This window comes from Myxococcus vastator, assembly GCF_010894475.1.
In the GTDB taxonomy this organism is placed as follows: Bacteria; Myxococcota; Myxococcia; order Myxococcales; family Myxococcaceae; genus Myxococcus; species Myxococcus vastator.
Map to the genome: position 1 here is coordinate 1 of NZ_JAAIYB010000283.1, position 11,071 is coordinate 11,071.

Below are 11,071 nucleotides of genomic sequence, written 5' to 3' on the forward strand. Positions count from 1 at the left end.
GCACCCAGGAGGCCCTTCGCGATGCCGCACATCGTCACCCTGACACTCAACCCGGCCATCGACGTGGCCACGTCCGTGCCGGAGGTCACCCCGGAGCACAAGCTGCGCTGTGGCCCCGTGAGCAGGGACCCGGGTGGGGGCGGCATCAACGTGGCGCGGGTGGTGCGGGAGCTGGGCGGTGAGTCCATCGCCGTCTACACGCGGGGCGGGGCCACCGGGAGCCTGCTGGAGGAGCTCCTGGAGGAGAAGGGGCTGCTGCGCCGCTCCGTGCCGCTGCGGGACGCGACCCGGGAGAGCTTCACGGTGGCGGAGGGCACGGGGGCGCGCGAGTACCGCTTCATCCTGCCGGGGCCCACGCTGTCCGAGCTCGAGTGGCAGCGCTGCCTGGACGCGCTGGAGGACGTGGCCGTGGGCGCGGCCTTCATCGTCGCCAGCGGCAGCCTGGCGCCCGGCGTGCCGGAGGACTTCTATGCCCGCGTGGCCCGGCTGGGGAAACGCCTGGGCGTGCGCGTGGTGGTGGACACCAACGGGCCGCCGCTGCGGGCCGCGCTGGAAGAGGGCGTGTTCATGGCCAAGCCCAACCGCCGCGAGCTGCGGGACTTGAGCGGCGTGTCAACGGAGGACTTCGCCACCCAGGCCGCTGCGGCCCGCGAGCTGGTGGCCCAGGGCCGCGCCGAAGTGCTGGCGGTGTCCATGGGCGCGGACGGCGCGCTGGTGACGACGCGCACCGCCCAGTTCCGGGCGACGCCGCCTCCGGTGCAGACGCGCAGCTCCGTGGGCGCGGGGGACAGCTTTGTCGCGGGGATGACGCTTGCGCTCGCGCGAGGCCAGTCCACGCAGGACGCGTTGCGCTGGGGCATCGCCTCCGGGACGGCCGCGCTGCTCACCCAGGGGACGGACCTGTGTTGCCGGGCGGACGTGGAGTGGCTCTTCGCCCAGGTGAAGGCGGAGCCGGTGCCGCGTCCGTAGGCCTCCCGGCCGCCGTGGGAAGGTGGGCTTGTCCCTTCCCTGGAGTGGAAGCGGCGGGAGCCGGCAAGCGCATGCGGCGGGAGGGTCTGGGTGTTAATTCGACGGGCATGGCTTTCCAAGACCGCTCGAACGCACTGCAGGCGCTAGAGGCCGAGTTCCAGAGTGAGAAGGCCTCCTCGCTCCGGAAACTGGAAATGAAGCTGGAGGAGACGCTGCGGGAGCTGTCCGCGGTGGAACGTCAGCTGAGGTCCCACCCGACCGCCGACCGGCGCGCGCGGATTGCCCGCCACCAGGCCCTGCGCAAGGAAGCCGAGCACCAGCGCTGGTGCTTCATGGTGCAGCGGGAGGCGTGTGGCTTCGTCAGCCACGATGACCTCGACCGGTACTACCCACTGCCCCCGTCCTGGAGGGAGTGAGCGCGGCTCAGCTCGTGGTGCGCCAGGCGGCCACCGCGAACAGGAGCCAGCCGGCGAGGAAGCCCAGGCCCCCCAGCGGGGTGATGGCCCCCAGCACGCGCACGCCGGAGAGCGCGAGCGCGTAGAGGCTGCCAGAGAACAAGACGATGCCCACCAGCATCGCCCAGCCGGCGCCGTTGAGCAGGGCCGAGGGGCGGAAGTGGCCCAGCAGGCCCACGGCCACCAGTCCCAGCGCGTGGTACATGTGGTAGCGCGCGCCTGTCTCGAAGATGACCTGGAGGTCCTGAGGCAGCCGGCTTCGCAGCGCATGCGCGCCGAAGGCCCCCGCGCTGACGGAGAGGAACGCGTTCACGGCACCCAGGACGAGCCACCACCGCATCATCGTTCACCTTTCATCGTGGTTCGGACTGGTGCACGCTACACCGCCGCAGCCGGAGCGTCCTGGCCGACATCAACACCTGGGGCGCTCACAACAGAATGACCTCACCCAACTTCATTCCTTCCACGAAGCCGCTTCCTTTCGAGCTGCACCCGTCCTCCATCCAGGGCCTGGGCGCCTTCGCCATCCGCCGCATCCGCAAGGGCACGCGCATCATCGAGTACCTCGGTGAGCGCATCACCCAGGCGGAGGCGGACGTCCGCTACGACGACGAGGCGATGGCGCGGCACCACACGTTCCTGTTCAATCTCGACAAGCGGACGGTGCTGGACGCGGGGACGATTCACAACGAGGCGCGCTACATCAACCACTCGTGCGCGCCCAACTGCGAAGCCCTCATCGACAAGGGCCACATCTATATCTACGCGCTCACCACCATCGAGCCCGGTGATGAGCTGGTGTACGACTACGGCTACGAGCGCACCGAGGACATGGGCCCGGACGCCGAGGCGCTCTACGTCTGCCGCTGCGGCGCGCCCAACTGCCGGGGCACCATCCTGGCCCCGGAGAAGAAGGCGCCAGCCCGGAAGAAGCCCGCAGGGAAGGCCGTGTCGAAGTCCAAGTCCCGGAGCAAGACGGACGCGGGGGCCAAGAAGGTTGCGGGGAAGAAGTCCTCCGCCGACACCCGCAAGTCGACGAAGCGGACGAAGTCGCCCAGCCGCAAGCGCGCGAGCTGAACCTGTTCGCGGGGGCAGCGCCCTCCCCATGAGGGAGGGCCTGACCTCCTGCGAAGGACTTGGGGCTTCGTCGACGGAGTGGGGGGCTGGTGAGGTGTCCGATATCGGTGAGGCCCATCGTCCGGGACAGGCGCGTCTCGGCGTAGACTGCGAGGCGTGAACGACGTCCTCCATTTCCTGCTCACCGAGTCCGCCGAGCCCACCGTCCTCGACTCCGTGGACGACTGGTGGCGGCGTCACCTGGAGCTGTCCTCCCGCTTCACCGCGCCCGCCGACCTGGCGCTGGCCGGGGGCTTCGTCGCTGACCGGCTGGGGTTCGCCTTCGCGTCCGGCTACCACGCCGCGCACCGGTGCTTGTTCCCGGAGCTCCCGGCGGATCGGCCCATCGCCCTGTGCGCCACGGAGCCGGGCGGCGCGCATCCCAACGCCATCGAGACACGGCTGACGGAGACCGGCGCGGGCCTGCGGCTGTCGGGCACCAAGACGTTCGTCACGCTGGGTACGCGCGCGGAGCTGCTGCTGGTGGTGGCGTCGGAGGGGCAGGGCGCCCAGGGCCGCAACCGCCTGCGCATGGTGGTGGTGGACGCGAAGCGGCCTGGCGTGCGGCTGAGCGCGCTCCCGGAGCTGCCCTTCATCCCCGAGGTGCCGCACGCGGAGCTGTCGCTGGAGGACGTGGCGGTGGCACCGGAGGACGTGCTGCCCGGAGACGGCTATGCGCGCTACCTCAAGCCCTTCCGCACGGTGGAGGACTGCCACGTCCAGCTCGCGATGCTGGGCTGGCTGCTCCAGGTGGGCCGCCGCGGCGGCTGGCCGGACGACGTGCGCGAGGAACTGCTCGCCCTGGCGGTGATGATGCGAGGACTGGCTCAACTGGACCCGGCGGCGGCATCCACGCACGTGGCGCTGGGCGGCGGGCTCGCGCTGACGAAGCGCGCGGTGCTGGAGCGGTGCGAGCCGCTCTGGGCCGCGACGGATGCGGTCACCCAAGCGCGTTGGACTCGCGACCGCGTGCTGCTGGGCGTCGCCGGCAAGGTGCGCGCGAAGCGGCTGGTGGCGGCCCGGCAGCGCCTCCAGGAAGAAGGGCAGGGCGCCTGAAAAACGAAGGGCCGGGACTCCACGAAGGAGTGCCCGGCCCCGGTGCTTACCGCTGAGCGGTGACGGTGCTCAGTAGCGCCCGCCGCCCACGGCGGAGACGATGGCGGAGAGGACGCGGTTCTCCACGCCCCACACGGCCTTGTTCAGGCCCTTGATGCCCGCGCCGCGCAGGTAGTCGGTGAAGTCGTGCAGCGCGGTGGAGCGCTGCATGCCCTCACCCTTGGCCGCGTAGAGCAGCGGCGTGTTGGGGGCGCCCGTCAGGCCCAGGTCCGGCACGGCCTCGGACAGCTTCTGCGGGTCGATGCCCGTCGCGGCGGACATCATCGCCACGGTGAACTTGTGCACCGGCAGGTCGCGCACGTTCGGGACCTTCTTGTAGACCTTCGCCTTCGTCTTCTCGTCGCTGGCGAGGCTCTCCAGCGGCACGTTCGCCATGGCGATGAGCTGCTCGTTCGTCACGTGCTTGCTGTCGAGGATGGCCCGGCTGAACAGGCTGGCCGCGGTGTCACCCTTGATGGTGATGTTGTTCGCGTCCGGGTTCGACTGGAGCCGCGACACCATGGACTGCACCGCGCGGCCCACCTCGGTGTCCGGGCCGCCACGCCACGCGCCGGGAATCGGCTGCGCCGCCACGGTCGGGCGCGCCCGGGCCGCGGACTCGAAGGAGTTCACCTGCGTGTGGCCGACAGCGGTGGCACGGGCCACGTTGGCCGCCTGCCGAGCCTCCGGCTGGGCCCGCTCGGGCGCGGTGGAGGGGTTCGAGATGACGCGGGGGCGGCTGTCGATGCGGGACATGGCCAGGGGGCTCCAGGAAAATCAGCTTGTCGGTGATTATCGCAAGTCGGCTGTAAAGGTTGCGTGGGGCGCTATGTTCCACCGCGATGAAGGCCTTTCCCAAAGAGTTCGCTGACTGGCTGACCCCCCGAGGCCGCCGCATCCTCGACGGCAAGGCGCGTGACGTGGTGGGCGCGCTGCTCGACCCGGCGCGTCCCTTCGTGTCGCTCCAGGGCGTCATCGACGCGCGCCGTGCCGCGGCATGTCGCGATGCGTTGGACGCCGCGATGCGCGAGACGATGGTGCCCATGGAGGACCCGATTCCGGCGGACTCCATCTCCGGGCAGACGCTGAACTACATGGAGCTGCTGCCCAAGACGGTGCGGGTGAGCACGGCGATGTTGGAGAGCCGCCGCTCCCGCTCGTGGCGCGCGGCGGAGTCCGTGGGGCTCACGGACATGCTGCGCTCGGACACCTTCGCCGGGTTCGCCGCCGCGGTGACGGGCCGGGCGCTGCGGCGCAAGTGGGGCATCCAGGCGCTGTGCTACGGGCCGGGGGACTACTCCGGGCCCCACAACGACCACCACCCGGAGGAGCCCGAGGCCCGGGACGGCTACGTGGACATGCACATCAGCCTCACGTTGCCGGGGGTGGACCACCAGTACCTCGTCTATGCCCAGGACGGGCACTTCACGGAGCTGACACGCGTCAGCACCGTGGGCGGCATCACCGTGTACCGGCTGCCTTTCTGGCACTACACGACGCCGCTGCTGGCCCGGAAGGGGAAGGAGGCGGCGTCCCGCCGGTGGGTGCTGTTGGGCACCTTCCTGGACGCGGCCCCGGGGGCCCGGCCCGCGACCACCATTCTCCCCGCACGGGCTCCGGAGAAACGCCCGCCCGCCCGGTAGGCCGGTGACTTTCGGGAGTGGCGGTGAGGCCGGACGGCGTTAGCTTGGGGCGCCCTATGAGCCCCACCGACACCGACGCCCTGGCCGGAGACCTCCTCGAGTACATCGACGCCTCGCCCACGCCGTACCACGCGGTGCGCGAGTCGGCCCGCCGTCTGACGCAGGCGGGCTACCGCCAGTTGGACGAGCGCGAGCCCTGGACGCTGGAGCCCGGCGCCCGCGTGTTCATCACCCGGGGGGACACGAGCATTGCCGCCTTCCACCTCGGCACCCAGCCCGTGGACCGGGCGGGCTTCCGGCTGGTGGGCTCGCACACGGACTCTCCCAACCTCCGGGTGAAGCCGAACGCGGCGGTGACGAAGAACGGCTACCAGCAGCTCGGCGTGGAAATCTACGGCGGGGTGCTGCTGCACACCTGGACGGACCGCGACTTGTCGCTCGCCGGCCGCGTCATGGTGATGGTGGAGGGACGCCCCCAGCGGCACCTGGTGGACTTCCGCCGGCCGCTCTTGCGCGTGCCCAACCTGGCCATCCACCTCAACCGCGGGGTGAACTCGGAGGGGGTCAAGCTGAACGCGCAGGAGCACATGGTGCCGGTGCTGGGCCTGGAGCGTGCGGGCGCCGCGGAGCTGCACGGGCTGCTGCTGGAGGAGCTGGCCAAGGGCGGCGTGAAGGCGCAGGCGGCGGACATCCTCGGCTACGACTTGTGCCTCTATGACTTGCAGCCGTCCATCCGCTCGGGCGCGCACGGCGAGTTCCTCCACGCGCCGCGCCTGGACAACCTGGCCAGCTGCCACGCCAGCCTGTCCGCGCTGCTCTCCAGCAGCGCCTCGCGCGAGGCCACCAGCGGCGTCATCCTGTTCGACCACGAGGAGGTGGGCAGCCGCAGCGCCCAGGGCGCCGCGTCTCCCTTCCTGCGCACGCTGCTGGAGCGCCTGACGCTGGCGCACTCCGACGGCAAGCCGGACGCGTTCCACCGCGCCATCGCGCACTCGTTCCTGGTGAGCGCGGACATGGCGCACGCCATCCACCCCAACTACGCGTCCATGCACGAGCCCAAGCACCAGCCGCACATGGGCGCGGGCCCGGTCATCAAGTCGAACGTGAACCAGTCCTACGCCACGGATGGCGAGTCGTGGGCCTTCTTCACGGCGCTGTGCCGCGAGGCCGGTGTGACGCCGCAGCACTTCGTCACCCGCACGGACCTGGGCTGCGGCAGCACCATCGGCCCCATCTCCGCGGGGCAGCTCGGCATCCGCACGGTGGACGTGGGCAACCCGATGCTGTCCATGCACTCCATCCGGGAGATGGCGTGCGCCACCGACGTGGCGCAGATGGTGGCCGTGCTGAGCCGCCTCTTCGCGTAGTCCCGCGGCCGCTCAGGAGACCGCGAGCGTCAGCCGGCGCTCGCGGGCCTCCGTCAGCGTGTGCGCGTCCAGCAGCACCGCCGTCTTCTCCGGCGGAGACAGCGGCTCCACGTCGTCACCCAGCAGCTTGCGCCGCGCGGAGGCCAGCGCCATGGGCACGGCGGCCGGCGAGGGCTGGGACTCCAGCAGCGCCAGGTGCAGCGCGTGCGCCTTGGCGTCGGAGAGGACGTGGTCCACCGCGTCCCGCACCGGCTCCAGCGCGTGCTCCTCGGCCACCTCCTGCGCCCGCTCCAGCACGCGCGGCGGCTCCGTCTCCTCGGGGATGACGAGCAGGCCCAGCCGCTCCAGCCACAGCCCCAGCGACGCGCGGGACGTGAAGACGGAGAGGGGGATGGACAGCAGCAGGCCGGCCACGACGGGCGACAGCCACAGCAGCAGCCCGGGCGACAGGAAGAACGCCACCGCTGACAGCACCCCGCCCACGGTGGTGTGGACCGCGTGCCGGCGGGCGGCCTCGGACCAGGGCAGGTCGGCGTCGTCGCGCTGCTGGCTGGACCACGTCACCTTGTAGCCAAGCAGCGTGCCGAAGACGAAGTGCGACTGGAACAGCATCATCACCGGCGCCATCAGCGTGGCCAGCACGCTCTCCAGCACCACGCTCAGCACCAGCCGAAGCCGGCCGCCCATCCGCGCCGAGTCCCGCGAGCTGGCCAGCGCCAGCAGCAGCCCGAAGCACTTGGGCGCGAACAGCATGGCCATGGACACGGAGAACAGCCGCACCGCGCCCGTGGTGTCGAACGCCAGCGCCTCCGGGCCCAGGTCCTCCAGCAGGTGCGGGTTGGAGAAGGACAGCCACCCGTCGTAGAGGCCGGCAATCAGCCCGGACATCAGGAACAGGAGCCACAGCGGGGACGCCGCGTAGGACATCACCCCCATCAGGAAGTGGCCCCGGCTGATGGGGTGCAGGCCGCCCGCGGCCACCAGGCTCAGGTGCTGGAGGTTGCCCTGGCACCAGCGCCTGTCTCGCTGCGCGTAGTCCAGCAGGCTCGGCGGGGGCTGCTCGAAGCTGCCGCCCAGCTCCGTCACCAGCCACACGGTGTAGCCGGCGCGACGCATCAGCGCGGCCTCCACGAAGTCGTGGCTGAGGATGTGGCCGCCGAAGGGCTGCTGCCCGGGGAGCACCGGCAGGCCGCAGTGCTGGATGAAGGCCTCCGTGCGGATGATGGCGTTGTGGCCCCAGTAGTTGGACTCACCCAGCTGCCACGCCGCCGCGCCCGCGGCCACCACCGGGCCGTAGACGCGCCCGGCGAACTGCTGCAGGCGGGCGAAGAGGGTGCTGCGGCCCACGTTCAGCGGCGGCGCCTGGAGGATGCCCGCGCGCGGGTTGAGCTCCATCAGCCGCGCCATCGTCACCAGCGTGCGGCCGTCCATCAGGCTGTCGGCGTCCAGCACAATCGTGAAGTCGTAGTGGCGGCCCCAGCGCTCGCAGAAGTCCTGGAGGTTGCCGGCCTTCTTGCCGGTGTTGTCCGTGCGGCGCCGGTAGAAGATGCGCCCCTGGCCGCCCACGCGGCGGCACAGGTCCGCCCAGGCGAGCTCCTCGGCAATCCAGGCCTCCGGGCGGGTGGAGTCGCTGAGGATGTAGAAGTCGAAGGCGTCCAACTGCCCGGTGGCCTCCACGGACTCGTAGGTGGCCTGCACGTTGGCGAAGACGGAGGCCGGGTCCTCGTTGTGGACCGGCATCACGACAGAGGTCCGCGCGGTGAGCCGCGTGGCGGACTCCTCCGCCGTGGGCCAGCGCAGGCCGGGCAGCCGCTTGCTCACGGCGAGTTGGAGGAACCCCGCCACCGCCGTCCAGAATGACAGGGCAATCCACCCGAAGCACAGCGCGAAGAGCACCAGCAGCACGCCTTCGGGGACGGTGGTTCCGCGCGCGCTCAGCAGGCGGTGCATCTCCCAGGTGCCCACCAGGGTGGACACGGCGGCCAGGCCCAGGACGAAGAGGCGCCGGATGCCGGCGCTCTCCGGGGAGAACGAATGAGCGTGCATGGCGGAACCTCGCGAGGAATCTCCCGGAGCGGGAGGCGACGTCAGCGGGAGATGGACATGTCCGGCTGGCCGGCGCGCAGCCAGCGGCGCAGGCGCTCGCCCAGCGGCCACAGCACGAGCTGCTGCTCCGGCATCAGCGTGGCGACCTGCGCCGGCACCGGCACCGGCACCGCGGCGCGCAGGGCGCGGGACAGCTCGCGCGGCACCGCGTCCCGGGTGAGCACGGTGGCGCCGAAGCGCGCGCCGTCGCTGAGGACGAAGGCGGCGCGGCCACGGGTCAGCAGCCGGCCCTCGCCCACCACGTCCATGTCCAGCACGCGCGTCAGCCACGTCTCCACGCGGGCACGGGCCAGGGCCACGGCGGCCTGCGGCTTCACGTTGGACGCGGTGACACCCTCCAGCGCCCAGGCGGCCAGCGCGGCCAGGTCCTCGGCGGCTTCGAAGCCGAAGCCCTGGAAGAAGGCGTCGAGCGCCACGCACGTCTCCGGGCGGACCCAGTCGGTCGTCACGGAGGGGCAGGTGTTCGGCGTCGTCACGGAATCCATAGGTAGCTCCAGGTCTCGGTGAGAGTCTCGGAACCGCGCCGCAGGAACGCGCGCAGCTCGATGGGTTCACTGGTGCCCTCGGGCTCCAGCTCGAAGGTGGTGCGCCAGCCACCGGAGGGTTCATGGCGCTGGATGGTGGAGCGCAGCACCTGGCCCTTGGCCGCGGTGATGACCGCCTCCACTGGCCCGTCCTCGGCGCGGGCGGTGCGCGAGAAGTCGAGGATGAACCGGCGCGTGGCCGGCGTGACGCCTTCGCCCACGGGCATGCCCGGGGTGATGGCGGAGGTGATGCGCGTCGAGGTGACGACGCCGCCCGTGTGCTCCCAGGGCGACTTCGCGCCCCAGTGCAGGCGGTAGGCCACGCGCAGCGGCGTGCCGGGGGTGAGCGGCGCGTCCGGCACCCAGAAGGCGACGATGTTGTCGTGCGTCTCGTCCGGCGTCGGAATCTCCACCAGCCGCACCGCGCCGGGGCCCCACTCGCCCACGGGCTCCACCCACGCGCTGGGGCGGCGCTCGTAGCGGGCCTCCAGGTCCTCGTAGTTGTGGAAGGCCGTGTCGCGCTGCAGCAGGCCGAAGGCGCGCGGCGTCTCCGCGCGGAAGCTGGAGGTGCGCACCTGCCGCGGGTTCTGCAGCGGGCGCCACAGCTGCTCGCCGTCCCTGGACCAGACCAGCAGGCCGTCCGAGTCGTGGACCTCCGGCCGGAAGTCGTCGAACTTCGCGCGGTCGTTCTCACCGAACAGGTACATGCTGGTGAGCGGCGCCACGCCCAGGTTGTCGATGGTGCGGCGCGAGAAGAGGGTGGCCTGCACCTCCATCACCGTGTTCGCGCCCGGGGTGATGGTGAAGCGGTACGCCCCGGTGATGCTGGGGCCGTCCATCAGCGCGTGCACCACCACCTGGTCCGCGCCGGAGGCCGGGCGCTCCAGCCAGAACTCACGAAACTCCGGGAACTCCTCGGGGCTCGGCTGCGCGGTGTCGATGGCGATGCCCCGCGCGGAGAGGCCGTAGAGGTTGCCCTGGCCCAGCGAGCGGAAGTAGCTGGCGCCCTGGAACACCGCGAGCTCGTCGAAGAGGTCCGGGCGGTTGAGCGGGTGGTGGAAGCGCAGGCCCGCGAAGCCGTCCACGCCGCCGCGAGGCAGGGCCGCCTTGTTGACGACCTTGCCGTAGCTGAAGAGGTCCTGGGAGAAGCGCAGCGGCCGCGAGCGGCCCGCCTCCACGACGTTCATCACCACCGGGGACTGGAACAGGAAGCCCGGGTGGAAGAGCTGCACCTGGAAGGGCAGGCCCGCGTCGCGCCAGTGCGCGCGCTCCGGACGGAAGCGGATGTCGCGGTACTGGTCGTAGCTGAGCTGCGTGTACGCCTTCGGCAGGGACTTCGGCGGCGCCTGGTAGGGCTTGGCCGCCAGCGTCCGCGCGCGCTCCACCACCGTCTGCGTGGAGAAGGCCGTCGTGCCCTTCGTGGCCGCGCTCTGGGCCTTGGCCGGCGCGGCCGCCATGGCGGCGCCGCTCGACGCCACCGCCATGGCACACAGCCACGGCGCACCCCGCTTCAACGCTTTCTGCCGCAACGACGTCACGTCCGAGCGCCTCCGAGCGAGAGGTTCCGCCGAACGGCTCCGGTGTCCCGGACCTCGCCCGACCGCACGCTCCGCGTGGACTCGCGGTGCGGCGCGTCAGTGCCTCAGCAACCTGCGTACCAGCCCCGCAGGCTCGAATCCGCCGTCATGAAAACGCTGGGATTCCGGAGGGTTGGGAGCAGCGTGTCACTGGGAAGTCACGGAAAGCACACTCCGCGCATGCCTCCTGTGGACGGTTCCCTGCCCAGCGGTCAGGGG

At 71.4% G+C, this 11,071-nt stretch carries 11 protein-coding genes; 6 read left to right on the forward strand and 5 right to left on the reverse strand.

Annotated elements, in window-relative coordinates:
- Positions 1-969 (forward strand): 1-phosphofructokinase family hexose kinase (locus G4D87_RS24605; protein ID WP_240358563.1); only part of this gene is annotated, 969 nt, incomplete at its 5' end.
- A 107-nt stretch (positions 970-1,076) separates the two neighbouring features.
- Positions 1,077-1,385, forward strand: a complete 309-nt coding sequence (locus G4D87_RS24610; RefSeq protein WP_163784654.1) for a hypothetical protein — start codon at positions 1,077-1,079, stop codon at positions 1,383-1,385.
- Positions 1,386-1,392: 7 nt separating this feature from the next.
- On the opposite strand, the gene G4D87_RS24615 is transcribed toward G4D87_RS24610, so the two are convergent.
- Positions 1,393-1,767, reverse strand: a complete 375-nt coding sequence (locus G4D87_RS24615) for a DUF423 domain-containing protein (RefSeq protein ID WP_163784655.1) — start codon at positions 1,765-1,767, stop codon at positions 1,393-1,395.
- Positions 1,768-1,862: 95 nt separating this feature from the next.
- Between G4D87_RS24615 and G4D87_RS24620 the strand changes: the two genes are divergently transcribed.
- On the forward strand, positions 1,863-2,501 hold the full coding sequence (locus tag G4D87_RS24620) for an SET domain-containing protein (RefSeq protein WP_163784656.1): 639 nt from the start codon (positions 1,863-1,865) through the stop codon (positions 2,499-2,501).
- A gap of 156 nt (positions 2,502-2,657) precedes the next feature.
- Positions 2,658-3,596 (forward strand): acyl-CoA dehydrogenase family protein, encoded by a 939-nt coding sequence (locus tag G4D87_RS24625; protein WP_163784657.1) that lies wholly within the window; start codon positions 2,658-2,660, stop codon positions 3,594-3,596.
- A gap of 69 nt (positions 3,597-3,665) precedes the next feature.
- Here the strand turns inward: G4D87_RS24625 and G4D87_RS24630 are convergent, their stop codons facing one another.
- On the reverse strand, positions 3,666-4,391 hold the full coding sequence (locus G4D87_RS24630) for a hypothetical protein (protein WP_163784658.1): 726 nt from the start codon (positions 4,389-4,391) through the stop codon (positions 3,666-3,668).
- Positions 4,392-4,477: 86 nt separating this feature from the next.
- On the opposite strand from G4D87_RS24630, the gene G4D87_RS24635 reads away from it, so the two are divergent.
- Positions 4,478-5,278: a hypothetical protein gene (locus G4D87_RS24635; RefSeq protein ID WP_163784659.1), complete on the forward strand. Its 801-nt coding sequence runs from the start codon at positions 4,478-4,480 to the stop codon at positions 5,276-5,278.
- A gap of 56 nt (positions 5,279-5,334) precedes the next feature.
- Positions 5,335-6,645 (forward strand): M18 family aminopeptidase, encoded by a 1,311-nt coding sequence (locus tag G4D87_RS24640; protein WP_205507708.1) that lies wholly within the window; start codon positions 5,335-5,337, stop codon positions 6,643-6,645.
- Between the two features lie 12 nt (positions 6,646-6,657).
- On the opposite strand, the gene mdoH is transcribed toward G4D87_RS24640, so the two are convergent.
- From mdoH to G4D87_RS24655, 3 genes are read right to left on the reverse strand one after another with little or no spacing between them, the layout of a single operon-like run.
- On the reverse strand, positions 6,658-8,691 hold the full coding sequence (gene mdoH, locus G4D87_RS24645) for a glucans biosynthesis glucosyltransferase MdoH (protein WP_163784661.1): 2,034 nt from the start codon (positions 8,689-8,691) through the stop codon (positions 6,658-6,660).
- Positions 8,692-8,732: 41 nt separating this feature from the next.
- Entirely contained in the window at positions 8,733-9,236 is a 504-nt protein-coding gene (locus tag G4D87_RS24650) for a hypothetical protein (protein WP_163784662.1), read from the reverse strand.
- Positions 9,224-10,759 (reverse strand): OpgD/OpgG family glucan biosynthesis protein, encoded by a 1,536-nt coding sequence (locus G4D87_RS24655; protein ID WP_240358564.1) that lies wholly within the window; start codon positions 10,757-10,759, stop codon positions 9,224-9,226. The genes G4D87_RS24650 and G4D87_RS24655 overlap by 13 nt, the downstream gene beginning before the upstream one ends.
- Between the last annotated feature and the right edge of the window lie 312 nt (positions 10,760-11,071).

Bases quoted from the DNA above. Each gene is read 5' to 3' on its own strand.
- G4D87_RS24610 (WP_163784654.1), top strand. From the start codon at position 1,077: ATGGCTTTCCAAGACCGCTCGAACGCACTGCAGGCGCTAGAGGCCGAG.
- G4D87_RS24615 (WP_163784655.1), bottom strand. From the start codon at position 1,767: ATGATGCGGTGGTGGCTCGTCCTGGGTGCCGTGAACGCGTTCCTCTCC.
- G4D87_RS24620 (WP_163784656.1), top strand. From the start codon at position 1,863: ATGACCTCACCCAACTTCATTCCTTCCACGAAGCCGCTTCCTTTCGAG.
- G4D87_RS24650 (WP_163784662.1), bottom strand. From the start codon at position 9,236: ATGGATTCCGTGACGACGCCGAACACCTGCCCCTCCGTGACGACCGAC.
- G4D87_RS24655 (WP_240358564.1), bottom strand. From the start codon at position 10,759: ATGGCGGTGGCGTCGAGCGGCGCCGCCATGGCGGCCGCGCCGGCCAAG.
- G4D87_RS24630 (WP_163784658.1), bottom strand. From the start codon at position 4,391: ATGTCCCGCATCGACAGCCGCCCCCGCGTCATCTCGAACCCCTCCACC.
- G4D87_RS24635 (WP_163784659.1), top strand. From the start codon at position 4,478: ATGAAGGCCTTTCCCAAAGAGTTCGCTGACTGGCTGACCCCCCGAGGC.
- G4D87_RS24640 (WP_205507708.1), top strand. From the start codon at position 5,335: ATGAGCCCCACCGACACCGACGCCCTGGCCGGAGACCTCCTCGAGTAC.
- mdoH (WP_163784661.1), bottom strand. From the start codon at position 8,691: ATGCACGCTCATTCGTTCTCCCCGGAGAGCGCCGGCATCCGGCGCCTC.